Annotated in this window: 26 protein-coding genes and 1 other RNA gene; 11 read left to right on the top strand and 16 right to left on the bottom strand. The window is 63.9% G+C overall.

All coding sequences use genetic code 11. From position 1 onward, the window contains the following. A partial coding sequence (locus BLT26_RS07210; RefSeq protein WP_091510861.1) for a cryptochrome/photolyase family protein occupies positions 1-1,325 on the bottom strand: 1,325 nt, incomplete at its 3' end. A gap of 212 nt (positions 1,326-1,537) precedes the next feature. Here BLT26_RS07210 and nhaA point away from each other — a divergent pair. Beyond that, positions 1,538-2,752: a Na+/H+ antiporter NhaA gene (gene nhaA, locus BLT26_RS07205; RefSeq protein WP_091510857.1), complete on the top strand. Its 1,215-nt coding sequence runs from the start codon at positions 1,538-1,540 to the stop codon at positions 2,750-2,752. Between the two features lie 11 nt (positions 2,753-2,763). Here nhaA and BLT26_RS07200 read toward each other — a convergent pair whose 3' ends face one another. The 6 genes from BLT26_RS07200 to BLT26_RS07175 all read right to left on the bottom strand — a co-directional run bounded on the left by BLT26_RS07200 (position 2,764) and on the right by BLT26_RS07175 (position 10,191). Further along, positions 2,764-4,077 carry a DASH family cryptochrome gene (locus BLT26_RS07200; RefSeq protein WP_091510853.1) on the bottom strand — a complete coding sequence of 438 codons (1,314 nt, stop codon included), beginning with the start codon at positions 4,075-4,077 and terminating at the stop codon, positions 2,764-2,766. After that, a complete protein-coding gene (locus BLT26_RS07195) occupies positions 4,074-4,253 on the bottom strand; it encodes a DUF2256 domain-containing protein (protein WP_091510850.1) in 180 nt (59 codons plus the stop codon). Before BLT26_RS07195 ends, BLT26_RS07200 begins: the two co-directional genes overlap by 4 nt. Positions 4,254-4,267: 14 nt before the next feature. Then, positions 4,268-5,473: a CaiB/BaiF CoA transferase family protein gene (locus tag BLT26_RS07190; protein WP_091510847.1), complete on the bottom strand. Its 1,206-nt coding sequence runs from the start codon at positions 5,471-5,473 to the stop codon at positions 4,268-4,270. A 51-nt stretch (positions 5,474-5,524) separates the two neighbouring features. Beyond that, the gene (locus BLT26_RS07185; protein ID WP_091510843.1) at positions 5,525-6,670 is read right to left on the bottom strand and encodes an acyl-CoA dehydrogenase family protein; all 1,146 of its coding nucleotides are present in this window, start codon (positions 6,668-6,670) and stop codon (positions 5,525-5,527) included. A gap of 129 nt (positions 6,671-6,799) precedes the next feature. After that, the gene (locus tag BLT26_RS07180) at positions 6,800-8,953 is read right to left on the bottom strand and encodes a 3-hydroxyacyl-CoA dehydrogenase NAD-binding domain-containing protein (protein ID WP_091510839.1); all 2,154 of its coding nucleotides are present in this window, start codon (positions 8,951-8,953) and stop codon (positions 6,800-6,802) included. Positions 8,954-8,970: 17 nt separating this feature from the next. Then, entirely contained in the window at positions 8,971-10,191 is a 1,221-nt protein-coding gene (locus BLT26_RS07175) for an acetyl-CoA C-acetyltransferase (RefSeq protein WP_091510832.1), read from the bottom strand. A gap of 272 nt (positions 10,192-10,463) precedes the next feature. Here BLT26_RS07175 and BLT26_RS07170 point away from each other — a divergent pair, with 272 nt between their 5' ends. After that, positions 10,464-11,756 (top strand): OmpA family protein, encoded by a 1,293-nt coding sequence (locus BLT26_RS07170; RefSeq protein ID WP_091510830.1) that lies wholly within the window; start codon positions 10,464-10,466, stop codon positions 11,754-11,756. Between the two features lie 77 nt (positions 11,757-11,833). Here the strand turns inward: BLT26_RS07170 and BLT26_RS07165 are convergent, their stop codons facing one another. Further along, positions 11,834-12,868, bottom strand: coding sequence for an AraC family transcriptional regulator (locus BLT26_RS07165; protein ID WP_245720627.1), 1,035 nt, complete (start codon positions 12,866-12,868; stop codon positions 11,834-11,836). Positions 12,869-13,094: 226 nt separating this feature from the next. On the opposite strand from BLT26_RS07165, the gene BLT26_RS07160 reads away from it, so the two are divergent. Continuing rightward, positions 13,095-13,415: a helix-turn-helix domain-containing protein gene (locus BLT26_RS07160; RefSeq protein ID WP_091510828.1), complete on the top strand. Its 321-nt coding sequence runs from the start codon at positions 13,095-13,097 to the stop codon at positions 13,413-13,415. Positions 13,416-13,445: 30 nt separating this feature from the next. Here the strand turns inward: BLT26_RS07160 and BLT26_RS07155 are convergent, their stop codons facing one another. The 3 genes from BLT26_RS07155 to rpiA form a co-directional block, all read right to left on the bottom strand. Further along, the gene (locus BLT26_RS07155; RefSeq protein WP_091510826.1) at positions 13,446-13,814 is read right to left on the bottom strand and encodes a DUF4168 domain-containing protein; all 369 of its coding nucleotides are present in this window, start codon (positions 13,812-13,814) and stop codon (positions 13,446-13,448) included. Positions 13,815-14,088: 274 nt separating this feature from the next. Then, positions 14,089-14,754, bottom strand: coding sequence for a transglycosylase SLT domain-containing protein (locus tag BLT26_RS07150; protein WP_245720626.1), 666 nt, complete (start codon positions 14,752-14,754; stop codon positions 14,089-14,091). A gap of 10 nt (positions 14,755-14,764) precedes the next feature. Next, complete coding sequence (gene rpiA, locus BLT26_RS07145; protein ID WP_091510823.1) at positions 14,765-15,439, bottom strand: ribose-5-phosphate isomerase RpiA; 675 nt, start codon at positions 15,437-15,439, stop codon at positions 14,765-14,767. A gap of 213 nt (positions 15,440-15,652) precedes the next feature. Between rpiA and ilvA the strand changes: the two genes are divergently transcribed. Together ilvA and BLT26_RS16475 are read left to right on the top strand one after the other, a co-directional pair. Then, a complete protein-coding gene (ilvA, locus tag BLT26_RS07140; RefSeq protein WP_091510820.1) occupies positions 15,653-17,167 on the top strand; it encodes a threonine ammonia-lyase, biosynthetic in 1,515 nt (504 codons plus the stop codon). Between the two features lie 235 nt (positions 17,168-17,402). Next, entirely contained in the window at positions 17,403-17,543 is a 141-nt protein-coding gene (locus tag BLT26_RS16475; protein WP_175453014.1) for a hypothetical protein, read from the top strand. Positions 17,544-17,621: 78 nt separating this feature from the next. Here the strand turns inward: BLT26_RS16475 and BLT26_RS07135 are convergent, their stop codons facing one another. The 4 genes from BLT26_RS07135 to BLT26_RS07120 form a co-directional block, all read right to left on the bottom strand. After that, positions 17,622-18,200 carry a 5-formyltetrahydrofolate cyclo-ligase gene (locus BLT26_RS07135; RefSeq protein WP_091510816.1) on the bottom strand — a complete coding sequence of 193 codons (579 nt, stop codon included), beginning with the start codon at positions 18,198-18,200 and terminating at the stop codon, positions 17,622-17,624. 26 nt (positions 18,201-18,226) lie between these two features. Next, positions 18,227-18,406: non-coding RNA, 6S RNA (gene ssrS / locus BLT26_RS07130), on the bottom strand. Between the two features lie 80 nt (positions 18,407-18,486). Next, positions 18,487-18,807 carry a cell division protein ZapA gene (locus tag BLT26_RS07125; RefSeq protein ID WP_091510814.1) on the bottom strand — a complete coding sequence of 107 codons (321 nt, stop codon included), beginning with the start codon at positions 18,805-18,807 and terminating at the stop codon, positions 18,487-18,489. Beyond that, on the bottom strand, positions 18,807-19,010 hold the full coding sequence (locus BLT26_RS07120; protein ID WP_091510812.1) for a TIGR02449 family protein: 204 nt from the start codon (positions 19,008-19,010) through the stop codon (positions 18,807-18,809). Before BLT26_RS07120 ends, BLT26_RS07125 begins: the two co-directional genes overlap by 1 nt. A 243-nt stretch (positions 19,011-19,253) precedes the next feature. Here BLT26_RS07120 and BLT26_RS07115 point away from each other — a divergent pair, with 243 nt between their 5' ends. The 6 genes from BLT26_RS07115 to BLT26_RS07090 all read left to right on the top strand — a co-directional run bounded on the left by BLT26_RS07115 (position 19,254) and on the right by BLT26_RS07090 (position 25,839). Next, positions 19,254-19,835: a UPF0149 family protein gene (locus tag BLT26_RS07115; protein WP_091510809.1), complete on the top strand. Its 582-nt coding sequence runs from the start codon at positions 19,254-19,256 to the stop codon at positions 19,833-19,835. Beyond that, on the top strand, positions 19,835-21,166 hold the full coding sequence (locus BLT26_RS07110) for an aminopeptidase P N-terminal domain-containing protein (RefSeq protein ID WP_091510804.1): 1,332 nt from the start codon (positions 19,835-19,837) through the stop codon (positions 21,164-21,166). The genes BLT26_RS07115 and BLT26_RS07110 overlap by 1 nt, the downstream gene beginning before the upstream one ends. Beyond that, complete coding sequence (ubiH, locus tag BLT26_RS07105; protein WP_091510800.1) at positions 21,163-22,404, top strand: 2-octaprenyl-6-methoxyphenyl hydroxylase; 1,242 nt, start codon at positions 21,163-21,165, stop codon at positions 22,402-22,404. The genes BLT26_RS07110 and ubiH overlap by 4 nt, the downstream gene beginning before the upstream one ends. Before the next feature lie 53 nt (positions 22,405-22,457). Beyond that, a complete protein-coding gene (locus BLT26_RS07100) occupies positions 22,458-23,690 on the top strand; it encodes a UbiH/UbiF/VisC/COQ6 family ubiquinone biosynthesis hydroxylase (RefSeq protein WP_091510796.1) in 1,233 nt (410 codons plus the stop codon). Between the two features lie 97 nt (positions 23,691-23,787). Then, complete coding sequence (locus BLT26_RS07095; RefSeq protein WP_091510792.1) at positions 23,788-24,711, top strand: rhomboid family intramembrane serine protease; 924 nt, start codon at positions 23,788-23,790, stop codon at positions 24,709-24,711. A gap of 6 nt (positions 24,712-24,717) precedes the next feature. Continuing rightward, positions 24,718-25,839: a hemolysin family protein gene (locus tag BLT26_RS07090; protein ID WP_091510788.1), complete on the top strand. Its 1,122-nt coding sequence runs from the start codon at positions 24,718-24,720 to the stop codon at positions 25,837-25,839. 30 nt (positions 25,840-25,869) lie between these two features. Here the strand turns inward: BLT26_RS07090 and BLT26_RS07085 are convergent, their stop codons facing one another. Next, complete coding sequence (locus BLT26_RS07085; RefSeq protein ID WP_091510782.1) at positions 25,870-26,562, bottom strand: 2OG-Fe(II) oxygenase; 693 nt, start codon at positions 26,560-26,562, stop codon at positions 25,870-25,872. Positions 26,563-26,694 lie beyond the last annotated feature (132 nt).

Raw genomic sequence — 26,694 nt, 5'->3', positions numbered from 1 at the left:
CCAGAGCAGTAGTTGCTCATCTTGTGGATGTAGCTACCGCTGCTTACATACGGCTTGGTGGCCACCAGGCCGCCGTCGGCGAACTGGCTCATGCCGCGGGTATTGGGCATTTCCACCCATTCGATGGCGTCGATATAGATGCCGAGGTACCAGGCATCGACCTGGTCAGGGTGCACGCCCAGCAGCAGGGCGAAGTTTCCGGTGATCATCAGGCGCTGGATATGGTGGGCGTAGGCGTGGTCCAGGCTGTTCCTGATGGCGTGGTGCAGGCAGTTCATGTCGGTCTCTGCCGTCCAGTAGAACTCGGGCAGGTCTCTCTGGTTGTCCAGCCGGTTGCAGCGGGCGTAGCCGGGCATCTCCTTCCAGTAGACGCCGCGCATATACTCCCGCCAGCCCAGAATCTGCCGCACGAAACCCTCAACCTCGTTCAGCGAGATGGTGGACTTGTTGTCTTCCCAGTGTTCGATCACCGCCCGGATTACTTCCATGGGGTGCAGCAGCTTGCTGTTCATGGCGAAGCTCAGGCGGCTGTGGAACAGGTAGACTTCATCCGGATCCATCGCGTCTTGGTAGTCGCCGAAATGGACCAGCAGGTGCTCGCAGAAATAGCGCAGCACCTTGAGGCAGTCTGCCCTGGTGGTGGGCCAGCTGAAGTCCTGCGGGTCGATATTGCCGAAGGTCTTTACCCCCGACTCCAGGATGCGCTTGACCGTCTTGCGTACATCCTTGCGGAAGCCTTTCTCGTGGGGAATCTGCGGCTGGCCCTTCCACTTCTTGCGGTTGGACTGGTCGAAGTTCCACTCGCCGCCCTCGGGTTTACCATCCCTGGTCATTAGCACATCGTGCTTTTTGCGCATATGCCGGTAGAAGCTCTCCATCAGCAGGGACTTCTTGCCCTCGAAGAACTCCGCCAGCTCGTCACGGGTGGTGAGGAAATGCTCAGTGTCGTAAACCTCGGTGGGGATGCTCAGGTCGTCCGCCAGCTGCCTGAGCTGCTGGTCCAGCCGGTACTCGTCCGGCAGCTGGTACTCGAACTTCTCGATACCGCGCTCCTCCACCAGCGCGGCGATATTGGTGCCCAGCTTCTGGGAGTTGTTCCTGCCGTCCAGCTTGTAATACACCACCTTCTTGCCATGGTCCCGCAGCCACTCCACGAAGGCCTCCATGGCTTCGAAAAAGGCCACCACCTTCTGGATATGGTGCTTGACGTAGTCGGTCTCCTGGCGCATCTCGGCGATGAAGTAGAGAGTGTCGTCATCGTCGTTCCTGTACCAGCTGTGCTTGTGGTAGAGCTGGTCGCCCAGGATCAGTCGCAGGGTTTTCAAGCGTATTCCGTCCGTTGTCGGGTGGTTGGATGCCGTGTCTTGCCGCCATGGAGCTACGGCGCCTGGCAGCTTTTAGATCTCCACCGGACCCCGCGACGTATATCCTAGTCCAGAGGGTAGTGTCGGGTGGGTGGTGCCTGTTGCAGCGGTCGACGATATGGCCGCCACGGTCTATGTGAACGAAACGGGGAGGCAGAAATGGAGGAGCGGGCATGGAAGTGAAGGGGCAGCAATCCGGGGGCGGTTTTATCACCCGTTTCCTGCAGATGGAATCGGCGGGGGGCATACTGCTGATAGTGGCGGCGCTGGTTGCGATAGTGCTGGCCAATTCACCGCTGGGTCGCTACTACGCGCTGCTGCTGCAAACGCCGATGGAAATCACTATCGGTGAGTTCAGTATCGACAAGCCCTTGCTGTTGTGGGTCAACGACGGCCTGATGGCGGTATTTTTCTTTATGATCGGGCTGGAGCTGAAGCGGGAGCTGTTGGAGGGAGAGTTGTCCCGCCGCTCGCAGGTGATTCTGCCGGGGCTGGGCGCCATTGGTGGTATGCTGTTCCCGGCGGCGATCTACGTGGCATTCAACTGGGACGATCCGGATGCGTTGAAGGGTTGGGCTATCCCGGCCGCCACCGATATTGCCTTTGCCCTGGGTGTACTCTCCCTGCTGGGCTCGCGGGTGCCGCGCTCTGCCAAGGTCTTCCTGACTTCCCTGGCGATTTTTGATGATATCGGCGCCATCATTATTATCGCCCTCTTCTATACGGAAAATATCTCGCTGTTTGCGCTGACAGTGGCGGGTAGTTGCCTGGGTGCGCTGACCGTAATGAAGGTGGTTGGGGTGGAACACCGCCGCGCCTATTTCGCCGTGGGGCTGGTGATGTGGGCGTCATTGCTGAAAAGCGGTGTGCATGCCACCCTGGCGGGCGTACTGTTGGCAATGTTTATCCCGCTCAAATCCCGGCACCAGCCCGGGATCTCACCACTGAAGGACCTGGAACAGGGGCTCCATCCGTATGTGATCTACATGATCCTGCCACTGTTTGCCTTTGCCAATGCGGGGGTGGATTTCGGTGCGATGGATGAGCGGTATTTCCTGCATGGCGTGCCACTGGGTATTGCCGTGGGGCTGTTTGTCGGTAACCAGGTGGGTATCTTCAGTATGTGCTGGTTGGGGATCCGGCTGGGTCTGACAGAGCTGCCCCGGGGGATGTCGTGGCTGGCGCTCTATGGGATCGCGATTATCTGCGGTATCGGCTTTACCATGAGCCTGTTTATCGGCTCGCTGGCATTTGAGGAGACGGGGGTAGACCGGTTCTTTGATGAGCGGGTCGGTATCCTGGCGGGTTCCCTGCTGTCCGGCGTGGTGGGCTACCTGGTATTGCGCCATGCCCTGGGACGCAGCCAGGTGGCGCAGGGACAGGGATAAATGTCCTGGTATTAGCTGGAGCGCGACGCGCCATCCAGCCATAGGCGCCGGAAGGCGTGGTCCGGGTCGTAGCGCTCGGCCTGGCTGCCGATATTGAAACGGCGGTCGCGCGGGTCATTGCCGACGCCGCTGTTGTACATCCAGTTGCCGTAGTTGCTGTGTACATCGTAGTCCAGCAGCAGGCTCTCGAAATAGGCGGCGCCGATACGCCAGTCCTGCTGCCGCTCGCGGGCAAAGTAGCTGGCGACGTTCTGCCGGCCGCGGTTGCTCATCCAGCCGGTGGCGGCGATCTCACACATGTTGGCGTTAACGAAATCGTACTCGCTCTCACCGTCGATCCAGCGGCGGATTTCTTCCGGGTTTCGGTGCCATTCGTAGTTCGTCTCCATGATGCCGCCGAGGTGGAAGATGCGGTCGCCGTGCTTCAGGCTCACGTACTGGAAGAAGTCCCGCCAGAGTAGCTCGAACACCAGCCAGTAGGTGTCCTCGTTGGCGATTACCTTTCGTTCGAAATCCTTAACCTGCCAGTACACTTGTCGCGCCGACAGGCTGCCGTTAGCCAGCCACGGAGACAGCTTGGAACTGTACTCTGTGCCGATCAGCCCGTTGCGGGTGTGCTTGTAGCGGGCCAGGTTTTCAGTTTCCCAGAAATATTCCTGGATGCGTCGCTGCGCCGCGCGTTCGCCGCCGGCGAAGGGAAATGCGCTGCGCGGGTCAGGATCAAATTCCTGCAGGCCCAGCTGCGCGAGGCCGGGGAGTGGTTGCTCGTCACCAACCAGGCTTTTCGCCGGGAGCGGCTGGGGGCGAGGGGTTTCAGGGCGCACGCTCCAGTCTGCCTCGCAGGCCTTGCGGAAGGCGGTGAACACGCGGGGCAGGTTTTCAACGGCGAAGGGAATATCGTCCGGGGGCAGCAGGAACTGGTCGTAGTATTGGTGAAGCTTTACCCCTTGCATGCCCTCGGCACGGGTGATCCGCTCCAGATCCTGGCGCTCGTCGCGCGTCCACTCCCGCTGCAGGTACAGGTCGGTGATGCCGTGCTCACGGACAAGCGCCGGGATAGCGGCTCCGGGATGATCACGAGCTACCAGCAGGGGGATATTCAGTTCGGCCAGTTGTTCCCGCAGGTCCGCGAGGGTCTGCAGCAGGAAGCGCGCACGGAATTTTTCCGTGCGGCGGAAGCCGTATTCATCACGTTCGAACTGGCGCGGGTCCAGGCAGTAGACGGCCAGCAGGCGGCGGTCGTTGCGGCGGGCACTGCGACACGCCTCCGCCAACATGTGGTTGTCGTCGGTGCGCAGGTCATTACGGAACCAGATGAGGTTCACCCCTGGCGGTCCTCCTTCCCTGCAGCCCGGTCGTGACTTTTGCGGCGGTTGCGCCGGCAGCGCTCACTGCAGTATTTCACTCGCTCCCAGCAGGCAGCCCACTTTTTCCTCCAGCGGAACGGGCGGCCGCACACGGGGCAGGTCTTCTGTGGCAGCTCCGGCGTGCGCTGGGCCATGATCGGGCCTGGCGTCAGGCGATGGCGCCCCGGCGGCGCATCTCCTCGATCTCCTCCGCCCCGTAACCCAGTTCGCGCAGGATATCGCGGGTGTGGCTACCGAGTGGGGTGCCGGCCATATGGCGCCGGGGTTTTTCGGGGCCGAAGGCCAGCGGGGTGTTGATCTGCTGCAGGGTATCGCCGCTGGGCAGCTCGGCCTCGCACAACATGCCACGCTCCTGCAGCAGGGCGCTCTGTGTGGCCTCGTAAAAGCCCAGCACCGGCTCCACGCAGGCGTCGGTGTCGGCGAAGACGCGCTGCCAGTGTTCCAGGCTGCACTCGCCGACGGCGGTGGCGATATCCCGCTTGAGCGGTTCCTGTTCCTCCGCCACCAGCACGCGCTCCAGCCACTCCGGGTGGCCGATGCCGAGGAAGAACTGCTCGGCGAACTGTGGCTCCAGGCTGCCCACGGACAGGTAGCGGCCGTCGGAGGTGCGGTAGTAGTCGTAGAAGCTGCCGCCGTTAAGCAGCTCCCCGCCCGGTTGCGGCTCGCCGGCGCCGGCCAGCGCATTGGCACCGCTGATGGCATTCATGGCAAAGGCACAGTCGGTCATGCTGATATCCACATGGCTACCCTCGCCGGTCTTCTCGCGCCGGTACACGGCGGCCAGGACCCCCATCACCGCGTGGTGGGAGCCGCCGGCGATATCCGCCACCTGGGTACCGGCCAGCACCGGGCCGGTATCGGCGCGGCCGGAATAGCTGGCCAGGCCGGACAGGGCCAGGTAGTTGATGTCGTGCCCGGCGCGGCTTTTCATCGGGCCAGTCTGGCCGTAGCCGGTGACGGAACAGTAGATCAGCCCGGGGCATACCTTGCGCAGCGTCTCAAAACCCAGGCCGAGCCGCTCCATCACGCCGGGGCGGAACTGCTCCAGCACTATGTCGTACTCTGTCAGCAGCCGCCGCACGATTTCCCCTGCGCGCTCGTCCTTGAGATCCAGCGCCAGGGATTTCTTGTTGCGGTTGATGCTGGCGTGGGCGGCCGATACGGCCTCCTGGCCCGTCTCCCGCCCGCCCACCATGGGTGGCAGGCCGCGCAGCATGTCCGGGCGCGACGGCGATTCGATGCGCAGTACCTCGGCGCCCATATCCGCCAGAAGCATGCTGGCGTACGGGCCGGGCAGCAGGGTAGAAAAGTCCAGTATTTTCAGGCCCTCAAGCGGGCCGTTGTTGTCGCGCATGATGGGGTATCCGGATTTATTTTTGTGGCGGATCGTTGGCAGTGATTTTCCTCAGTCCTTGAGCAGATCCCGCCCGATAATCAGTTTCATGATCTCGTTGGTGCCGGCGTAGATGCGCTGCACCCGGGCGTCAGCCCAGGAGCGGGCGATGGGGTATTCCCACATGTAGCCGTAACCACCGTGCAGCTGTACGCACTCGTCCAGCAGCTTGCACTGGAAGTCGGTGGCCAGCAGCTTGGCCTTGGCGGCGGTACTGATGTCGAGTTTTTTCTCGTAGTGCAATTCCATGCAGCGGTCGATGAACACGCGCAGGGCGGTGAGTTCGCTGGACAGCTCGGCGAGCTTGAACTGGGTGTTCTGGAAACTGGCGATGGGGCGGCCGAACGCCTTGCGCTCGCGCACATAGTCCACGGTCCACTGCAGCGCGGCCTCGGCGTTGGCGATGGCGCCGATGGCGACACCCAGGCGCTCCTGGGGCAGTTCCTGCATCAGGTAGATAAAGCCCTGTCCCTCGCCACCCAGCAGGTCTTCGGCCGGCACACGGACGTCATCGAAGAACAGCTCTGAGGTGTCCTGGGCCTTCATGCCCACCTTTTCAAGGTTGGTGCCCTTCTTGAAACCTGGCAGGCTGGCGTCCACCAGCAGCAAGCTGACGCCGCCGGCACCCTCCTCGGGGTTGGTCTTGGCGACGACAATGACCAGGTCGGCGTGCTGGCCATTGGTAATGAAAGTCTTGGAGCCGTTCAGCACATAGTGGTCGCCATCGCGGATGGCGGTGGTGCGCACGTTCTGCAGGTCGGAGCCGGTGCCCGGCTCGGTCATGGCGATGGCGGTGACTATCTCGCCGCTGATGCACTTGGCCAGGTATTTTTGTTTCTGTTCCTCGGTGCCGTAATTGACGATGTAGGGCACGGCGATATCCGAGTGCAGGCCCCAGCCGATGCCGCTGAGGCCCAGCCGGCAGATTTCCTCGTCGATGATGGCGTTATAGCCGAAGTCCAGTTCCAGGCCACCATAGGCCTCCGGCACCTGCGGGCACAGGAAGCCCATCTCGCCGGCCTTGTTCCACAGGGCGCGGTCCACCTGGCCGTCTTTCTCCCACTGGGCGTGGAAGGGAGCGGCCTCATTCTCGAGGAATTTGCGCACGGTATCGCGGAACTGTTCGTGCTCCGCATTAAAGACTGTTCTTGGAATCATTTTATTTCTCCGCCTCTGGTGAGCGTGTGTTATCTGGCCCGTAGGAGCGGCCGCTGGCCGCGACTGGGGCTGTATCTTGTCTCGTTATCGCGGCCAGCGGCCGCTCCTACGCAAACGATTTTCCCTGGTTTATTCATCGGTGAGTTTGTTGCCGGATTGCGCCATCTCGCGCAGCAGTGCCGGCGGCGCGAAGCGGTCGCCGTAGTGCTCCGCCAGTTCTTCGGCGCGGCGGCAGAATTCCTGCGGGCCGTACTGGTTGATGTATTGCAGCGCGCCGCCGGTCCAGGGCGGGAAGCCGATGCCGAAGATGGAGCCGATATTGGCGTCGCGCACGCTGCGTAAAACGTTCTCCTCGTAGCAGCGCAGGGTCTCCACCGCCATGGCGAACAGCAGGCGCTCTTTCACGTCCTCGAATGGCGGCTGCTCGCCCTGTGGGTACTCGTCCGCGAGCCCCGGCCACAGGTGCTTCGCCCCGCCCTCGGGATAGCTGTAGAAGCCCTTGCCCGCGGCCTTGCCGGCGCGGCCCAGCTCCAGCATATGGTCGATCACCTTGTCCGCCGGATGGGACGGCGGTGTCTTGCCCTCGCGTTCCAGGTCGGCGATGGTCTGCTGGCGGATCCTGCCCATCAGCGTCAGCGACACCTCGTCGCTCACCGCCAGCGGTCCCACCGGGAAGCCGGCAAGGGCGGCGGCGTTCTCGATAGTGGCCGGGGTCACGCCCTCGCCCAGCATGGCGATGCCCTCGTTGGTGAAGCAGCCGAACACCCGCGAGGTGAAGAAGCCGCGACTGTCGTTCACCACGATCGGTGTCTTGCCGATCTGCAACACAAAGGCGAAGGCGCGGGCTAGGGTCTCGTCACCGGTCTGCTCGCCGCAGATGATTTCCACCAGCGGCATCTTGTCGGCCGGCGAGAAGAAATGCAGGCCGATAAAATTGCGCGGGCGCGCCGAGGCCTTGGCCAGCCCCGTGATCGGCAGGGTGGAGGTGTTGGAGGCGAAGATGGCGGCATCGGCCAAGTGGTCCTCTGCCTCGCGGGTCACCTGCGCTTTGAGCTCGCGGTCCTCGAACACCGCCTCGATCACCAGCTCGCAGCCCTTGAGGTCATCGGCGCTGTCGGTGGGGTGGATGCGGTCGAGGATTTCCGCCATGTGCTGCTCGCTGGTGCGACCGCGCTCCAGGCGTTTCTGCAGGGATTTTTCCGCGTAAGCCTTGCCCTTTTCGGCGGCCTCCCGGGAGACGTCCTTCAGCACTACCTCGACACCCTTCATGGCGCAGGCGTAGGCGATCCCCGCGCCCATCATGCCCGCGCCGAGGATGCCCACTTTCTTTACCGGGTCCGCTTTTACAGTGCGCGCCTCGTCGGGTAGCGACTGGCCGGCCTTGATGGCGTTGAGCCCGAACCAGAAGGTGCCGATCATGTTCTTGGCCACCTGGCCGCAGGCCAGCTCGACAAAGTAGCGCGATTCGATACGGGTGGCGGTGTCGAAATCCACCTGCGAACCCTCCACCACCACCGCCAGGATGGCCTCCGGCGCGGGGAAGACGCCCTTGGTTTTCTGGGTGAGCATGGCCGGTGCAATCGCCAGCAGCTGAGCATTCTTCGGGTTTTTCGCGTCGCCGCCGGGCATGCGGTACCCGGGCTGGTCCCAGGGCTGCAGCATTTCTTCGCCCTGGTTGGCAAGGATGAACGCGCGGGCGTGGGCCAGCAGTTCGTCGGCGTCTTTGGCCAGCTGGTGCACCAGGCCCGCCTCGGCCGCCTGTTGCGGGCCTACCTGCCGTCCCTCCAGCAGGTAGGGCAGCGAATCCTGCATGCCGAGCAAACGCGGCATGCGCACGCAACCGCCGCCGCCGGGCAACAGGCCCAGGGTGACCTCGGGCAGTCCGATCTTCACCGCGCGGTCCTCGATGGCGATGCGATGGTGGCAGGCCAGTGCCAGTTCCCAGCCGCCGCCGAGGGCGACGCCGTTGATGGCGGCCACCACCGGCTTGCCCTGGGTCTCCAGCCAGCGGAGGTCGGTCTTCAGTTGCTGGCACTCGTCGAAGAACGCCTGCGCGTCCTCGATCTTCGCCGCATAGAGGCCCTTGAGGTCACCGCCGGCGAAGAAGGTTTTCTTGGCCGAGCGCAGGATGATGCCGGCAAAGTCCCCACCCTCCAGCTGCTGCACCACTTCGTGCAGCGAGTCGGTGAAGTCCCGGTCCATCACGTTGGCGGATGCATTGGGATTGTCGAGGATCAGGTGGACGATGTTGTCGTTGTCTTTTTCGATGTGGATGGATTTCATTATTCTTTCTCCCTGGCTCACACGCGCTCGATGATGGTGGCCACGCCCATGCCGCCGCCCACGCACAGGGTGGTGAGGCCGTAGCGCAGTTGGCGTTGTTCCAGTTCGTCCAGCAGGGTGCCGATCAGCATGGCGCCGGTGGCGCCGAGCGGGTGCCCCATGGCGATGGAACCGCCGTTGACGTTGATTTTTTCCGGGTCGATTTCCAGCTCGCGCTGGAAGCGCATCACCACCGCGGCAAAGGCCTCGTTCACCTCGAACAGGTCGATATCCTCCACCGACAGTCCGGCAACTTTCAGGGCCTTGGCGGTGGCCGGTGCCGGGCCGGTGAGCATGATGGTGGGGTCGGTTCCCACTACTGCCGCCGATACGATGCGCGCCCGCGGCGTGAGTCCCAGGTTTTTGCCCGCCTGCGCGCTGCCCACCAGCAATGCTGCGGCGCCGTCGACGATGCCGGAGGAATTGCCGGCGGTATGCACATGGTCGATGGCCTCCACCTGCGGATAGCGGGATTTGGCCACGCTGTCGAAACCGAACTCGCCCATGCCGGCAAAGGAGGACTTGAGTTGGCCCAGGTCCTCCATGGTGGTATCCGGGCGCACCAGCTGGTCCCGGTCGAGTATGGTGAGGCCGTTCTGGTCGCGCACCGGCACGATGGATTTTTCGAAGGCACCGCGCTCCCAGGCGGCGGTGGCCTTCTCTTGTGACTTGAGCGCGAATGCGTCCACATCCTCGCGGCTGAAGCCGCCCAGGGTGGCGATCAGGTCGGCGCCGATCCCCTGCGGAGCGAAGCCGGTGTCCAGTGCGGTGCGGGGGTCCGCGGCCCAGGCGCCGCCGTCGCTGCCCATGGGCACCCGCGACATGGACTCCACGCCGCCGGCCACCACCAGCTGCTCCCAGCCGGAGCGCACCTTGGCCGCCGCCAGGTTGACCGCCTCGGCCCCCGAGGCGCAGAAGCGGTTCAGGGTCACGCCGCCCATATTCCAGTCCCAGCCGGCCGCCAGCGCCGCCGTCTTGGCAATATCGGCGCCCTGGTCGCCGATGGGGGTGACGCAGCCCATCACCACGTCGTCCACGGTGGCGGTATCCAGGCTGGTGCGTCGCTGCAGTTCCCGCAGCAGGTCCGAGAGCAGGGTTACCGGCTTCACCTCATAGAGGGCGCCGCCCGGCTTGCCCTTGCCGCGGGGGGTGCGGATGGCATCGTAGATAAAGGCGTCGTTCAAAGTGTCAGTGGGCATAGGGTGTGCCTCTTTATTATGTGTCTGGGGCTATAGCTGTCTGTCCTTTACATTAGCCTCATCCCGGTGGCGTGCAATGACAAAAAGCGCCGGCGACCGTGACTGGCGCGACAGCGCCACTTTTATTGCTGCCCAGGCGCCGGCTCCGGATCGCGCCATAAGTGGCCGTGTCGTCGGAAGCATTCTGTTATTCAGAATCGGACTAATATGGAACGCTGACTGCCATACACTGATTAAAGACGTGAAGAAGTTTTCAGCGACGAGGTATTCCCATGTCAGAGAACCTCCTGGAGTTGACTGAGCGCCAGTTGGGTACCTCCGGGTTCGATGCGCTCAAGGACCAGCTCGGGCTGCCGGAAGAGAAGAAAGAGGCAGCGGTAAGTACCGGTGTGGCCACCGTGCTGGCGGGCATGCTGAACAAGGGCGAGAGCAAGACCGGCCTCAATAACCTGTACAACCTGGCGACGGATAGCACTGCCGTGGATCCGGGAGCGCTCCCGGAGACGCTCGGCGACCGGGCGCAGTTCACCAGTGTCCAGGAGGCGGGTGGCAACCTGGCAGAGGCTATTTTCGGGCCCAGGGCCGGCGACGTGGGACAGCTGGTGGCAAAGTCCCTGGAGATCGACGGCGATCGGGGCACCAGCCTGCTCAAGATCCTGGCTGCGGTGGTGACCGCGGTGGTGGGCCGGCAGGTGAAGGGCAAGGGTATGGATCCCGGTGGGCTGGCCAAGCTGCTGTACGCACAGAAGCCGCATATCAAGGGCAAGTTGCCGGATGGCCTGCTGAAAAGCCTGGGCGTGCACGATTTCGATGACCTGGGCCAGCACCTGGAAAGTCACGGCCATAGCGAGCCGCAGACGGCGCGCCCGAAGAAAGCCAAAGTCGACAGGCAGCGCAGCGCATTCGCCAAGTGGTTCTGGCCGCTGCTCATTGCACTGGCGGTGCTCTATGCCCTGAACATGTGCTCGAAGAAGGAGCAGATGGAGGAATCGCCGGGAGAGGGTGTCCTGGATGAGGAGATCATCACCGACGAGCCCGGCAGCGGCCGGGCTGGTGATCGAGAACCGCAGGCCACCGGGCCCAATGCAGCCGGCACGGAGCGCGGCGCGCAACAGGGCGACGCAACCGTCGGGGACATGACGGAAAACATGGGCTCCGAGGAGGTCCTGGACTTCGGCGTGCTGATGCAGCAGTACATCGATGACAGCGCGCGCGACCCCAACCGGGAGTTCCGCCTGCCGATCGAATTCAAGGAGGATACGGCGGAACTGGTCAGCGGCGCCGAAGCAGAAGTGCAGGCGCTGGCCACCATCCTGAACAGGAACCCGGAACTTGAAATCGTCATCGAGGGCCACACCACCGGCAACGGCGACGAGAATCGGAAGAAGGCGCTGTCGCAACAACGCGCCGACACGGTGCGGCAGATGCTGCTGGAAAAGGGAATCGGCGAGGGCCGCATCACCGCGATGGGTATGGGCTCCACCAAGCCCCTGGCCGATGCCAATAGCGAATCCGGCATGCGCCAGAACCAGCGCATTGTGGTGAAAATAGTGAAATTCGAGTGACTTCCGTGCCCCAGTGCCCAGGAAAAATCCCCGCCGCGGCGGGGATTTCTATGTGGGAATCGCGGCGCCGTGAAGTGTCAGCTGCGGAACTTGTCCCGGTAGGCACCGGGTGCCAGCCCGGTCCACTTCTTGAACGCGCGGTTGAAGGCGCTGGGCTCGGAAAAGCCGAGGCGCTCGGCGATCTCGGCCACGGCGGTTTCCTGCTGCTTGAGTTGGTAAACAGCCATGTCCCGGCGCACCGAATCCTTGATGTCCTGCCAGCTGTTGCCCTCTTCCTTGAGCCGCCGGCGCAGGGTCTGCGGTGAGATATGCAGGCGTTCGGCGACGTCGTCGAGGGACAGGTTTTCGATACCGTTCTGGGCCTGCAGCATGCGCCGGATGCGCCCGGTATAGCTGTTATCCGATTTGTACTGTGCCAGCAGGCACTCGGGCGCACGCGCGAGGAATTCGCTCAGCTGTTGCGGGTCGCGCACCAGGGGCATCTGCAGGAAACGGGTACTGAACACCAGGCAGGTCTCGCGCTGGTGGAAGTAGTGCCGGCAGGGGAACATGTCGCTGTAGTCTTCGTTATAGTCCGGCGGCGGGAAGGCCAGGTTGATACGCTCCAGCAGGATGGTGCGGTCGATCAGCCAGCTGAAGAACCGCAGCCAGATAACCGCCAGCGACTCCACGAAAATCTGGTTGGGCAGCTGTTTGTCGTTGCCGTGGTGGAAGATCAGCCGGGCCTCCTCGCCATCTTCCACCAGCCGGATACGCAGGTCGTCGCTGACCATGGATACGAAGCGGCCCGAGCGAAGCAGCGCGCGGCGCAGGTTGGGACAGCTGATACAGGCGTGCCCCATCATGGCGAAGGTGCCTGGCATCCACGGCCGCGCCAGGAAGCCGCCGGACTCGTCGCTCAGCAGGTCCCACTCGCGCCGCAGCAGGCCCGCCACCGCTTCGCGCCCCAGGCGGGCGTCGGGGTCATCGAGTATTGCCGGGGAGATGCCGCTATCCAATAGCAGCTGGGTGCAGTCGAGTCCTGCGGCCCGCGCACCGGCCAGCTGGGCGCGGATGGCGGCGGCGGGAATGCCGGCATCCCGTGCGGGAAGTCTGGGGGTCTCGCTGTCCACTCTGTCATCCCTCTGGATTATTGGTATATCAGCGTGCAACGCAGTTGTGCAGGGGATTATGCGCAATGCTGGCGGGAAAGTCAGGGGCGCCCCGGCGGTTGGTCGCCATTGTCGGTGAATTTGGCCGATGCGGTCACCACCAGGGGGGCTTGCCTGCTCGCGCAGAGGGGGCGGTGGCGGAAAACCTGTGGTACAAACACAGGCTGTACAGCCACGGAAAAGAACCATGCCCGACACCCCCGAGCTACAGCTCAACCCCACCATCTGCCGGCGAATGCTGATCGCCTACCTGATCGAGTCGCTGCCCAAGCCCAACAATCCCGCGCTGGAGGAGGCGACTGGCTGGCCGCGCCGCACGGTGCAGGACATCATCGCCAAGGGGCTACCGGGACACGGTACCCTCGTTGAGTTTGTGCAGGAGGGCGTGCGTAACAACGACGGCTACTACGTGTTGCACGACTGGGGATCATTCGACCGGGACTGGGTGCAGCGACATCTGGCGGAGATCTGCGCAACCCTGGGGGTGGCCCTCGGGGAGGGGGCGTGACGGACGGGCCGGATGGCCCGCCCGGGGGGCTTACTGGCCTTCGCCGTGCTGTTGCAGCATGCCGTTGATTTTTTCCACCAGCTGCGGGTTGTCCTTCAGGCTGCCGGCGATCTGCTGGTACTGTTCCTTGGTCAGGCCCGCCTGGTTGATAGCGGCCACCATCTTGCCCTGGGCTTCCTTGTTGATCGCCTCCGCCTGCTCGATATTCTCGGCGGCCTTCAGCTTGGGGGCGTACTCCCGGCTCAGGATGACGATCGCGCGATAAGCCTCGGCAAAGCTCTTGAGCTGCGGCTCGGTGTATGACACCGCCTGGGCGGAGGCCTGGTTACCCTGGGCGTGGGCGAGCGGCAGGGCCAGCAGCAGTGAGAGCATGGCAATGCAGATGGCGGGGATTTTCATTGAACACCTCTAATGGGTCTTGGGAGGACGCTTTTGCGGTCTGATATGCGCCCAGCGTCGCGGTGGGGCTACAAACGCTATTCCTTCGCTTCGGCAAAAGAGTGGTGCTGTCCGACCAGCTTAGTTGCTGCTGCCGGGGTAGTTGTGGTTTTTGCCGCCACTCATTCCTTTTTCGTCGGTAAAGCGGCAGTGAGCGTCTGTAGGGGCCTGTGACAGCTGGGCCTGCGGGCAGTTCAATCCGCTACCGGGCCCCGCTGGCGGCCATGGGGCCGGATTAGAAGATGCCGAGGAACTTCTTGCGCCGCTGCAGCGATTTCTCGCAGCTGTTGAGTTGTCGCTGGTAGGTACGCGCCTGGGCAGAGACCTTTTTGGCGACATTCTTGAGCCACGGCTTGCGGTTGAAGGTGCGCCGGTTGAAGCCGCCGTGGCCCTCGTGATAGGCGAGGTACAGGTGGTAGGCGTCGTCCGGACGGATGCGGCACTGGGCCTGGCTGGTGTTGTTATACCAGCCGACGAAGTCGATGGCGTCGGCGAAATCGTCACGGTCGGCGCCGTAATTGAAGGTGGTGCGCTGGTAGCTGCGCCAGGTGGTGCCGAGCGCCTGCGGGTAGCCGTAGGCATCCGAGGGCCGGGGACCGGGGAAGATCCACAGTATCTTGGTGCGCGGCGGGCGGGCATCGTGCACGAACCGGGATTCCTGGTGCAGGAAGGCCATCAGGGTGGCCACCGGCGTGCCCCACTTCTCCTCGGCATCCTTGGCATCTGCATACCAGTCGTCCTTCTCGCGGAAGATACTGCAGATATCCTCGGTATTGCTCGGCGGCGTGGTGGCGCAGGCCGCCACCAGCAGGGGTAACAGCAGCAGGCCCAGGCGCCAGTAGCGGCGGTCGGCGGGGCGGCGGTTATCGGTAATGGTCAGGGCGTTATTCTTATCTGGCATGTTCTCGGGCTTATTCAGCGGTAACGGTCTTGACCCCGGATTCGGTGCCAAGCAACAGGACGTCGGCGGGACGCAGGGCAAAAATGCCGTTGGTCACCACGCCGGTGATGTTGTTGATCGCCTGCTCCAGGGCAACTGGCTGGGCAATCTCCAGATTGTGCACGTCGAGGATGACGTTGCCGTTGTCCGTGGTCACGCCCTGGCGGTAGACCGGGTCACCCCCGAGCTTGACCAGCTCGCGCGCCACCAGTGAGCGGGCCATGGGGATCACTTCCACCGGCAGGGGGAAGTTACCGAGTACCGGCACCCACTTGCTCTCGTCGGCTATACAGACGAACTCATCTGCGCAGGCGGCGACTATCTTCTCCCGGGTCAGTGCTGCGCCGCCCCCCTTGATCAGCTGCAGGGCGGCGTTGGTCTCGTCGGCACCGTCAACATAGACCTGCATGCCGTCGACAGAGTTCAGGTCATAGACGGGGATCCCGTGGCTCTTCAGTCGCTCCGCTGAGGCCTGGGAGCTGGCCACAGCGCCGTCGAACTGTCCCTTGATCTCCGCCAGGTAATCGATAAAGAAATTGGCTGTGGAACCGGTACCGACTCCCACAATGGAGTCGTTCTCGAGCTTGGGCGCTATGTAGTCGATGGCGGCGCGCGCGGTGGCCTGCTTGAGTTCATCCTGGGTCATAGTGAATGGGAAGTCCTTTGCAATGATTTTTAACGTTTGGCGCTTTTCAGCTTTAAAATTCGCGTGAAACCATGTTTTTTGTAGCAATGCTGCTAGCGGGCGTTTAGACTGACCTGTCTGTGACGCGTTCCCGGAGCGCCAGCCAGCCCCGGCGGGCAGCGCCCGGTACGCGATGTATCTGAGGTCCAACTGTCACGGCAGCCTGATTTCGCCATGCCCGAGTCCTATATCAAGCGCATTTTAGACGCGCGCATCTACGATGTCGCTACCGAGACGCCCCTCGAGGGTATGCGACAGCTTTCGCACCGCTTCAACAACCGCATCCTGCTCAAGCGGGAGGACCTGCAGCCGGTCTTCTCCTTCAAGATCCGCGGAGCCTACAACAAGCTGTTGCAGTTGCCCCCGGAGGAACGCGCACGCGGGGTGATCGCTGCCTCTGCCGGCAACCACGCCCAGGGGCTGGCAATGGGCGCGGCACAGCTGGGTGTGCGCGCGACCATTGTGATGCCGACCACCACGCCCCAGATCAAGGTCAATGCCGTGCGTATGCGCGGTGCCGAAGTGGTGCTGCACGGCGATACCTTTGACGAGGCCAAGACCCGCGCCCAGCAGCTGGTGGATGAGCGCGGCCTGGTGTTCGTGCACCCCTATGACGACCCCGACGTGATCGCCGGGCAGGGTACGGTGGCAATGGAATTGCTGCGGCAGCATTCCGGCAACCTTGATGCGGTATTCATTCCGGTGGGCGGCGGCGGCCTGGCCGCGGGGATGGCCGCCTATATCAAATATGTGAGGCCGGAGGTCAAGGTCTATGCGGTAGAACCGGAGGAAGCCGCCTGCCTGAAGGCGGCGCTGGCAGCGGGCGAACGGGTTTGCCTGCCCCAGGTGGGGTTGTTCGCGGACGGGGTGGCGGTGGCGCAGATCGGCGAGGAGACCTTCCGTGTGCTGAAAGACACGGTGGATGGGGTGATCACCGTGTCTACCGACGAGGTCTGCGCGGCGATCAAGGACATCTTCGAGGATACCCGCTCGATTGCCGAACCCGCCGGTGCCGTGGGCCTGGCCGGCCTGAAGAAGTTCGTGGACCAGAGCGGCTGCCGCAATGCCTCGCTGGCCACGGTCTGCAGCGGGGCCAACACCAACTTCGATCGCCTGCGCTATATCAGCGAGCGCACCGAGATCGGCGAGAAGCGCGAGGCGGTGCTGGCGGTGACCATCCCGGAACAGCCCGGCAGCTACCTGCGCTTCTGCCGCGACCTGGGTGACCGGGCCATCACCGAGTTCAACTACCGCTATGCCAACGGCGGTGAGGCACACATCTTCGTCGGCCTGCAGGTCAGTGCCGATGAGGATCGCCACGCGCTGGTAGACCGCCTGCAGGGCGGCGGCTACCAGGTCACCGACCTGACCGATAACGAGATGGCCAAGCTGCATATCCGCCACCTGGTGGGCGGGCGCGCCCCGGGACTGCGGGACGAGGTGGTATACCGCTTCGAGTTTCCCGAGAGGCCAGGTGCGCTGCGCAAGTTCCTGGAGCAGCTGGCCGGGCGCTGGAACATCACCCTGTTCCACTACCGCAACCACGGCGCCGCCTATGGCCGGGTGCTGGTGGGTATGGAGGTGGCCCCGGCCGAACGGGAGCAGCTGCGCGAGCTGCTGAACCAGCTGCACTACCCCTACTGGGATGAGAGTGACAATCCGGCCTACCGTTTCTTCCTTGCCAGTTGAGTTCGTCCTGGCAGTCACGGCAGGTTGCCCGGCGGGCCAAACAGATCAGAAAGGGATTGTTGTCGAGAGTTATTGGCCAAAAATGGGACATACCTCTCAAAAAATGTACGACCATCGGTTACTATTTGTCCGACTTTAAAGTATCTTCCCCGGTGTGGAACTTTTGCGTTAAAGCGAATCTAACGCGGGGTGAAGTGCTCATAACAAGAACAGTCGAACTTACAGGATGGTCCCAATGAAACCCGATGCACTGACAATCGCCGTGGTTGTCTTTGTTGCGGGCGTGCTGCTGAGCAGCACCGGTCTTACCGAGGTATTCGCCTCGGATGAGCCGGAGCCGCCGGCGGCATTGCAGCAAGGAGTGGTAACGCGCTGAGCGAGCCCCCTGCCCGCAAGCACGACATGAAAAGGCCGGACGCGAAAGCGCCCGGCCTTTTTCATATGGGCAATGGCTTCAGCGGCAGCGGTACAGCCGCCGGTCGGTGACCACCGCGTCCAGGGGAATATCCCAGCTGTCGGTGGGTAGATGTTCCACGCACTGCAACTGGTGCGCGGCACCGATCATGGCCGGGCCGGCCCCTGGGAAGTGACGCTTGAAGGCGAAGGTACGGTCATAGAAGCCGGCCCCCATGCCCAGGCGGGCCCCGGACGGGTCGAAGGCCACGAGCGGCACCAGTACCAGGTCGAGGCCCAGCGGCGACCGGCTGTCGCCTCGCACCGGCTCGGGGATGCCGAAGCGGTTGCGGAAGGTGAGTGCCCCGCCGCGCCAGTGGCAGAAACGCAGGTGAGGCCGCGGCTCCCGGGGTAGCAGTGGCAGGTAGAAACGCTTGTCGGGAAAGCGGCGCGCCAGCCCGAGCAGGTTGAGCTCGCCGTCCATGGGCCAGTAGATGCCCACCCGCCGTGCCGTGCGGAACTCGGGCGCAGTGCGCAGGCTGTTGATGGCGGAGTGTGCGGCGAGGCGCTGCTGGTAAACAGACAGTCCGCGACGGGCGTTTCGCATGGTGCGGCGCAATTCCGCTTTGCTCTCGCTCATTTCTTCTCGCGAACCGGGAGGGAAATTAGAGCCCCGAAGTGCGGCTGTAGACGTAGCCTTGAACCGTAGGGTTCAAGGTGGCGGCTCCCGGGGCGTATCAGGCTTTCCGCTGCGTGGCGGACTTGCTCAACAACGCCCTCTGGTTGCCACCAGGGTCAAAGTATCGGCTCGAGGACATAGTCAACTGGCCAACACTTCAGGGTAAGGAAATTATAACAACGAGGGCGAAAAAACGCTAAGCGGGAATATTGCAGCGAAAGGCTGTGGCGGCAAATGTCAAGCCGCTTCAGGCCTCGTTCGGGTCGATTTTGCTGAGGGCGGACTGGACCTTGTCCTGCAGCCGGTCGAGCATTTCCTGCTCGAGGGGCACGCGCGTCAGCTCGGCTTTTGCCTGGATCAGTTCGTGGGCGATATTCAGCGCGGCCATCACTGCAATGCGCTCGAGACCGATGACCGAGCCACTGGCGCGAATGCGTGACATGCGCTCGTTGAGCAGGCGAGCGGAAGCCTGCAGCTCAGCGCGCTCTTCGTCTGTGCAGGCAACGCGGTACTCCTTGTCGAGGATCGTTACCGTCACTGTTTCCTGCGTTGCTGCTGACTCACCCATCAGGATTCTTGTGCTAGCCCCTTGAGGCGGTTGATCATGGCTTCCACCCGGGAGCGGGCGGCTTCATTATTCTTTACCAGGCGCTGGCGCTCGCGTTGCCACTCGGCTTCCTGCTGGCGCAGCTCGAGGTTCTGCTCGGCCAGCTGCTGGCAGCGGGAGATGAGCGAATCCACAGTGCTTTCTAACGCTTCTAGTTTATCCATAATTCCTGCGTTCTAGGCGTGCGCCCTGCATAGACTCCCGCCACGACAGACCGCGCGAGATTCCGCTACTATATTGCCGGTGTAATGGTGGGTCAATTATCCCACCCGCGCAGGTAATCACAAATTTACACTGCGGTCGTTGCTGTTTAACGTGAAGCCGCTGTCGCCGGCGTGGCCGCACGGTGCAGAAAGCAGCGAACTGCACAAACTCTGAGCAAATCTGACTGGAATCGACCTGTAAGCATGAAAAATTCCGCTCCCGACTTTCACTCCCTCGCCAATTCGATTGTGGCCGCCGGCGGCGCGGCCGATCCCAGTGAGACGCACGGTTTTATCTGCGGTGTGCTGGCGGCGGGGGCGCGCCCCGACAAAAAGCGCTGGCAGCAGGAGCTGGCCACCCAGCTCGACCTCGAGGCGGTACCGGCGGAGCTCAATCGCGCACTAATAGAGCTGGCACAGGAAAGTCAGGCACGCCTGCAAGACAGCGATTTCGATTTCCAGCTGCTGCTGAGCGATGACCCCGACCTCACCGCCCGCACCCTGACTCTCGGCCACTGGTGCCAGGGCTTCCTGCACGGTTTCGGTATCGGCAACTTCAAGGGCAAGTTGCAGCCCACCAGCGAAGAGGCCCTGCGGGACCTCGGGGCTATTGCCCAGGTGGATGAAACTGAACTGGACGATTCCGAAGAGGGTGAGAACCAGCTGCTGCAGGTCGAGGAATACGTGCGCGTGGCGGTGCTGAATATTTTTACCGAGGTCGCCGCCGTGCAGGAGTCGAGTCGCCCGGCCACTACCGGGGACGAGGGCGGCCCGACGGTGCACTGATGGCCATTGCCAAAGCGGAGTATGCCCGCCGGCGCGCGCGCCTGGTGGCGGGGCTGGAGCGGGATGGGCTCGCGATCGTGCCCGCGGCACGCGAGCAGTTGCGCTCGCGCGACACCTATTTCCCGTTTCGCCAGGACAGTGATTTCCTCTACCTGACCGGCTTTCGGGAACCGGAGGCGCTGCTGGTGCTGGTGCCCGGCCGGGCGCAGGGGGAGTCATTGCTGTTCTGCCGCGAACGCGATGTGGACAAGGAAATGTGGGACGGCCCTCGCCTGGGGCCCGAACGGGCTGCGGAGCATTGTGGACTGTGCGATGCTTTCCCGATCGGCGACCTGGACGATATCCTGCCGGGATTGCTCGAGGGGCGCAGCCGCATCTACTACACCATGGGCCGTTTTCCCCAGCTCGACCGGCGCCTCAATGGCTACCTGCGCGCACTGGACAATGCCCCGGGCAGCGGCGGCGCGCCGGAACTGGTTGACCTGGACCGGCACCTGCACGACCTGCGCCTTTACAAGAGCGCCCAGGAGATACGCCTGATGCGCCGCGCCGCGGAGATCACGGCGGCGGCGCACGGCCGCGCCATGGCCCGCTGCCGGCCCGGGTTGAGCGAATATCACCTGGAAGCAGAGCTGTTGCACGGGTTCGTCGCCGAGGGCGCACGTGAGCCCGCCTACCCGAGTATCGTCGCCGGCGGTCGCAACGCACTGGTCATGCATTACTGTGACAACAGTGCAGTGCTGAAGAACGGAGACCTGGTCCTGGTCGACGCCGGCTGTGAGTACCGCGGCTACGCGGCTGACGTCACCCGCACCTACCCGGTAAACGGACGCTTCAGCGGCGCGCAGAGGGCGCTGTACGAAATCGTGCTGGCGGCCCAGGAGGCGGCGATCTGTGCGATCGCCCCCGGTAATGACTGGAACGCGCCCCACCAGGCGAGTGTGGAAGTGATCGCCCAGGGGCTGGTGGACCTGGGGCTGCTGCGGGGAGATGTCAGCGGGATTATCGAGTCGGGCGCCTATCGTCGTTTTTACATGCACCGGGCCGGGCACTGGCTGGGCATGGATGTGCATGATGTGGGTGATTACCGCGTGCACGGCCAGTGGCGCCAGCTGGAGACCGGCATGGTGATGACGGTGGAACCGGGCATCTATGTCGGTGCCGACGAAGAGCACGTGCCGGAGAAATTCCGCGGTATCGGTATCCGGATCGAGGATGACGTGGCCCTGCTCAAGGACGGGGCCGAAATATTGTCGGCGGGCGCGCCCAAGAGTGTCGCCGATATCGAGTATGCAATGCGTTGCGGGGATGTTCAGGAGGCGCTGCTGTGAGCCAGCCCGAAGAGTTCGTGGATGTCGCCATTGTCGGCGGCGGAATGGCCGGTGCCAGCCTGGCGCTGATGCTGCAGCAGTTCTGCCCGCACCTGTCGGTGGCGCTGCTGGAGCAGCACCCGCTGCCCGATGCCGGTGCCAGCATTCGCCTGCCCAGTTTCGATGCCCGTGCCACCGCACTGGCGGCTGGCAGCCTGCAGCTGTTCGATCGCCTGGGGCTGTGGTCGCGCCTGAAAGAGTACGCTGCACCGATCCGGCGCGTGCAGGTCAGCGACCGTGGCCACGCGCTGGGTGTTTCCCTGCGTGCGCGGCGCGAGGCGCGCGCCAGTTTCGACGATATGCTGGGGGCAGTGATTGAGAACGCGGCCCTGGGCCCCGTATTGCACGGGGCGCTCGCGGCCACGGCCGTGCAGTTGCTGGCGCCGGCCCGGGTCACGGAACTGCAGATGACCCCGGAGGGTGTGCGGCTGCAGTGGCACCGTGGAGAGGAGGGGGCAGTGCAGTCCCTGCGCGCCGGCCTGCTGGTGGTGGCCGACGGGGTGAATTCGCCCCTCTGCCGACGGCTGGGCATCGACACCGAGCAGGTGACCTACAACCAGCGCGCGCTGGTGACGACAGTGGGTGTACAACGTGACCACGGCGGTGTGGCCTACGAGCGCTTTACCGCAGACGGCCCCATGGCCCTGCTGCCGTTGCCACGCCGGCACGGCCGCCACCGGATGGCACTGGTGTGGACCAGCCCCGGGGAGCGGGCCGGGGAGCTGGAGGGCCTGTCGGATGGCGAGTTCGTGGCGCGACTGCAGCGGACGTTCGGCTGGCGCGCCGGGCGCATCGAGTGCTGCGGCGAAGTGAGCAGTTACCCACTGAGCCTGTCGCTGGCACGTGAGCAATGGCGCCGGGACCTGGTGCTGGTGGGCAACTGCGCGCATTTCCTGCACCCGGTGGCAGGGCAGGGTTTCAACCTGACGCTGCGGGACTGTTATGGCCTGGCCCAGGCCCTGGCCTGCGGGGAAATGGCGCAAAATTCATCCGGTCGGCTAGACTTATTACAGGAGTATGCCCGGGAGCGCCGTCTCGACCAGCAACTGACGATCGGCTTCAGCGACCGGGTCCCGTCCCTGTTCGCGGCCCCGGGCCTGCTGGCAGGCGGGCTGCGCCAGGCCGGGTTGCTGGGCCTCGCGCTGGCGCCGCCACTGCGGGCCGGATTCGCCGGCCAGGCCGCCGGTTTTGGGCTTTAATTGAGCGCACCGGCCGGTTTTGTGCCGGGGCGCAAACAGCTGGAAATGCACCTATGAACAGACAACGTCTCGATATTGCCGTGGTCGGCGCCGGCATGGTGGGCCTTGCCCAGGCGGCGCTGCTGGCGGTGCGCTACCCGCAGTTCCAGGTGGCGGTACTGGAGGCTGCCGAAACGCTGCCGGAAGTGGCACCCGACCAGTACGATCCGCGGGTGGTGGCACTCACGCAGGCATCCTACGAGCTGCTGGAGGAGGTCGGGGCCTGGGCGCTGATCGGCGACCGCGCCTGTCCCTACACCGAGATGCGAGTGTGGGATGCAGAGGGGACCGGCTCTGTCTGCTTCAACAGCCGCGATGTCCAGCTGCCTAACCTCGGCCATATCGTGGAGAATAATGTGGTGGTGGATGTGCTCCGCCGGCGCGTCGAGCAGTTGCCCAACGCCGAGCTGATAACCGGTTTCCGGCTCGAGAGCTGGTGGCGCGACTGCGGCCAGTGGCACCTGCAGCCGCGCTCTGACCGTATCAACGATGTCGAGGGGAGCGAGCGCAACCCGGATGTGCTGCGTGCGCGCCTGCTGATCGGCGCGGACGGGGTCCGCTCCCGGGTGCGGGACCTGCTGCATATCCGCTGTACCGAAACCAACTATCACCAGACCGCGATGGTATGCGTGGCGCGTTGCAGCGAGCCGCACCACCACACGGCGCGGCAGCGCTTCCTGAGGGAGGGGCCGCTGGCTTTCCTGCCGCTGGCCGGTCTGGGGGATGAAAACCACTGCGCGGTGGTGTGGTCTGCGGATGACGAGCTGGCGCGCGAGCTGGTGATGCTCGACGATGCCGCCTTCGCGCTGAATCTGGAAAAGGCCTTCGAGAGCCGCCTGGGCACTGTCGAGGAAGTGGGAGAGCGGTTCGCCTTCCCGCTGCGCGCGCGCCACGCGGAATCCTATTTCGGGCCCGGCGCAGTGCTGATTGGCGATGCCGCGCACAGTATCCATCCGCTTGCCGGCCAGGGGGCCAACCTCGGGTTGCAGGATGTGCGGGTATTGAGCGAGGAAATCGGCCGGGCGCTCAAGCGCGACCTGGAGCCCTCCGACAATTCGGTACTGGCCCGCTACCAGCGCCGCCGCCGCGGCGACAACGCGGCCACGCTCAAGGCGATGAGTACCTTCAAGTCGCTGTTCGGTGCCGGCGAGCTGCACTGGCGCTGGTTGCGCAACACGGGATTGAGTATGGTAGATGCCAGCCCGTTACTGAAGAAACGGATCATCCTGCGCGCGATGGCGGTCTGAGAAGATCCGGCCGGGCGCGGAAGCCAGACGCCGCGAAGAGCGGGTCCGCAGCGGTCGCAGCAGGCAGAGACCAAAGACAGAGACCAAAGAAGGCACCTTGAGCGACTGGATCATCGTCCGGGAGTTTTCCCCCGAACAGGACCTCAGCGAACTAGCGGATTTCATCCGTCGCTGCGGCCTGCCCGCACGTATCACTGAAGAGCGCGACTGCCAGCGCCTGGCCACTCCGGATCCGCGGCTGGCCGAGTTGCTGCGGCCGCTGCTGGACCGCTGGCAGGCCGGCGAGCTGGAGCTGGCAGGGGTGCAGGTCACGGCCGAGCCGGAAGCTGGTGCCGCGGCTGAGGCACCAGCCGGGGAGTACGAGGCCACGGTGCCGGGCCTGCCCAGCTGGCCGTTGAACCGCACCCCGGTGAGCCTGGTGCTGATCGTGCTGTGTTTTGCCGGCTGGTTCCTGGCCGGGGGCAGCTTTGCCCGCGAGCTGGTGATCATGCCAGACCGCAGTGCCGACTTCACCCTGGCCCGCTCGACCCTGGCCTGGCACTTTTCCAGTGGTGAGTACTGGCGCCTGTGGAGCCCTGCAATCCTGCATTTCTCCCTTCCACATGCACTCTTTAACGCGCTGGGTATCTGGATACTCGGGCGGCCGCTGGAAGCGCGTGCGGGCGGTGCCGTGTTCCTGTTGCTGGTTCTGGTAAGTGCGGCGGCTGCCAACCTGGCGCAGTTCTGGTGGTCCCCGCAGATCATTTTCGGCGGCATGTCCGGGGTGGTGTACGCGCTGGTGGGCTGCGTGTTTATACTGCAGCGGCGTCACCCCGACTGGCGCGAAGTGCCCGGCGGTATTGTTGCGGTGGCGGTGGGCTGGCTGTTACTTTGCGCCACCGGCCTGGTGACCCTGGTCCTCGGAGTGGGGGTCGCCAACGCGGCCCATATGGGCGGGTTCGCCTGTGGCGTCCTGCTTGCCGCACTCTATTGCCTCGCCGGCGGCGACCGCCATTTTGCCAATCGAGAAGGGACGGCCTGACACGCGATGGTTCTGCTGATCGTCTACGTATTGATTGCGCTGGGGTTTTCCTTCCTGTGCTCTATTGCCGAGTCAGTCATCCTCAGTGTGACCACTCCCTACATCAGCCTGCTGGAGCGCGAGGGACACAGGTCCGGCCGCGTGCTGCGGGAGCTGAAACAGGATATCAACGCGCCGCTGGCTGCCATCCTTACCCTGAACACTATCGCCCATACGGCCGGCGCCGCCGGCGCCGGCGCGCAGGCGGCCGCGGTATTCGGCAACCAGTACCTGGGGATTGCCTCCGCCATACTCACGCTGTTGATCCTGGTGTTTTCCGAAATCATTCCCAAGACCCTGGGGGCGTTTTACTGGCGCCAGCTGGCACCATACCTGGCTTATGCCCTGCGGGCGCTGGTGTGGCTGCTGTATCCCTTCGTGAAAATGTCGGACTGGCTGACTCGCGGCATGTCCCATGGACCCACCCTGACCGGTTTCAGCCGCGAGGAATTCGCGGTGATGGCCCAGCTGGGCGCAGAGGAAGGGCAGCTGGAAGAGCGTGAGTCCAGCATCCTGCGCAACCTGTTCTTTACCCTGCGCGACCACTCCGTGCGGGAGGTCATGACGCCACGGACGGTGGTTTTCTCGCTGTCACAGGACGCGACCATAGCCGAGTCTTACGAGGAGGTGGAGAAGAGTCGCTTTTCCCGCATTCCCATCTACGAACGGCAGGACCCGGACTGCGTGGTGGGCTTTGTGCTCAAGGGGGACCTGCTGCTGGCATATGCGAAGGGCGACCGGACGGAAAAGCTGGGCATGTTCCGCCGCGATCTGCTGATGTTGCCGGAGACTGCCACCATCTACCAGGCATTCCAGAAGATGCTGCGCCGGCGGGTGCAGATCAGTGCGGTAGTGGACGAGTACGGCAGCCTGGAGGGCCTGGTCACGCTAGAGGACATCCTGGAAGAGCTCCTGGGGGAGGAGATCGTCGATGAGGCGGACAAGAATCCCGACCGCCAGGAGGTGGCCAAGCGGCTGTGGCGCTGGCGGTCGAAACGTTACGGCCTCCAGGTAGACGAGGAGGCAGACCGGCAGGATGAGGAGGATGCAGAAGAGGGGCACGACGAGGATCCCCGTACCCGGGGCTAGCGGCCCGGCGCCCTGCCCGCAGGGAGAGCCTCAGGAAGCCGGGTCGATGATGTCGCCCAGGCTGTTGTTGACCCGGTACCAGCCGGTGACGCTGTAGCGCGGCCGTTGTACCGGCAGCACCTCGTGGGGAAATTCCTCGCTCAGGAAAACCACTATCTGCCCGAAGCGCGGCGCCACCTTCATCAACGGCGGCGCCTCCGGGGCCAGGCCCTCCTCGCCGGGGGAATAGAGTGCCAGCTCGCCGCCGTCGCGCGGCTGCCAGTTCGGGGTCAGGTAAAGCACACTGCTCACCACCCGGTTGGTACTGCCCTTGAAGGCGTCCAGGTGCTTTTTGTAGAAGGTGCCGCGATCGTAATAGGCGTAGTGGCACTCGTAATCGAACAGCCCCAGGAACAGTCGCCGGTTCAGCCCCAGGCGCAATGTCTCCATCCAGGCCAGGTAGGCGCTCACCGCGGGGTTGGCATTGTCCAGCCAGAAAATCTTGTCGCTGCGTACGAAACGGTTCAGCTGGTGTTCGTCCTCGCGCCCGATACCCGCGCGCCGGAAATGCTCCCGGTCGATGGAGCGGAAATGGCGCAGCAGCCCGCCCAGCACCGCGGGAGGCAGGGGCGCGGGTAGCACGATGTAACCGTCGGTCCGCAGTGCAGCGGCAATCAGGTCGATTGGATCATCACCGCTCGGGCCGAAAGTGCGGTTCTCGGCGGTGCGCAGGGCAGTGTTCAATAACGGGGCTCCGGAGGGAAGCGACGGCTTGTCGCTGCGGCTGACTTATACACCCAAACAGACCGGGTGCAAAGCGTTTCCGGCGCCCCTCTGCCCGCCATTGCCGGCGGGCAGATTGGGGCTAGCGGAATC

Source organism: Microbulbifer yueqingensis (assembly GCF_900100355.1).
GTDB lineage: Bacteria > Pseudomonadota > Gammaproteobacteria > Pseudomonadales > Cellvibrionaceae > Microbulbifer > Microbulbifer yueqingensis.
Note: the sequence above shows the minus strand (reverse complement) of the source record. Positions and strands in the feature narration are given on the sequence as shown.

Coding starts and splice junctions, on each gene's coding strand:
- BLT26_RS07120 (WP_091510812.1), bottom strand. CDS start 19,010: ATGGATAAACTAGAAGCGTTAGAAAGCACTGTGGATTCGCTCATCTCC.
- BLT26_RS07170 (WP_091510830.1), top strand. CDS start 10,464: ATGTCAGAGAACCTCCTGGAGTTGACTGAGCGCCAGTTGGGTACCTCC.
- BLT26_RS07115 (WP_091510809.1), top strand. CDS start 19,254: ATGAAAAATTCCGCTCCCGACTTTCACTCCCTCGCCAATTCGATTGTG.
- BLT26_RS07110 (WP_091510804.1), top strand. CDS start 19,835: ATGGCCATTGCCAAAGCGGAGTATGCCCGCCGGCGCGCGCGCCTGGTG.
- BLT26_RS07100 (WP_091510796.1), top strand. CDS start 22,458: ATGAACAGACAACGTCTCGATATTGCCGTGGTCGGCGCCGGCATGGTG.
- BLT26_RS07160 (WP_091510828.1), top strand. CDS start 13,095: ATGCCCGACACCCCCGAGCTACAGCTCAACCCCACCATCTGCCGGCGA.
- BLT26_RS07125 (WP_091510814.1), bottom strand. CDS start 18,807: ATGGGTGAGTCAGCAGCAACGCAGGAAACAGTGACGGTAACGATCCTC.
- BLT26_RS07195 (WP_091510850.1), bottom strand. CDS start 4,253: ATGGCCCAGCGCACGCCGGAGCTGCCACAGAAGACCTGCCCCGTGTGC.
- BLT26_RS07150 (WP_245720626.1), bottom strand. CDS start 14,754: ATGCCAGATAAGAATAACGCCCTGACCATTACCGATAACCGCCGCCCC.
- ilvA (WP_091510820.1), top strand. CDS start 15,653: ATGCCCGAGTCCTATATCAAGCGCATTTTAGACGCGCGCATCTACGAT.
- BLT26_RS07135 (WP_091510816.1), bottom strand. CDS start 18,200: ATGAGCGAGAGCAAAGCGGAATTGCGCCGCACCATGCGAAACGCCCGT.
- rpiA (WP_091510823.1), bottom strand. CDS start 15,439: ATGACCCAGGATGAACTCAAGCAGGCCACCGCGCGCGCCGCCATCGAC.
- BLT26_RS16475 (WP_175453014.1), top strand. CDS start 17,403: ATGAAACCCGATGCACTGACAATCGCCGTGGTTGTCTTTGTTGCGGGC.
- BLT26_RS07180 (WP_091510839.1), bottom strand. CDS start 8,953: ATGAAATCCATCCACATCGAAAAAGACAACGACAACATCGTCCACCTG.
- BLT26_RS07185 (WP_091510843.1), bottom strand. CDS start 6,670: ATGATTCCAAGAACAGTCTTTAATGCGGAGCACGAACAGTTCCGCGAT.
- BLT26_RS07190 (WP_091510847.1), bottom strand. CDS start 5,473: ATGCGCGACAACAACGGCCCGCTTGAGGGCCTGAAAATACTGGACTTT.
- BLT26_RS07090 (WP_091510788.1), top strand. CDS start 24,718: ATGGTTCTGCTGATCGTCTACGTATTGATTGCGCTGGGGTTTTCCTTC.
- BLT26_RS07175 (WP_091510832.1), bottom strand. CDS start 10,191: ATGCCCACTGACACTTTGAACGACGCCTTTATCTACGATGCCATCCGC.
- nhaA (WP_091510857.1), top strand. CDS start 1,538: ATGGAAGTGAAGGGGCAGCAATCCGGGGGCGGTTTTATCACCCGTTTC.
- BLT26_RS07155 (WP_091510826.1), bottom strand. CDS start 13,814: ATGAAAATCCCCGCCATCTGCATTGCCATGCTCTCACTGCTGCTGGCC.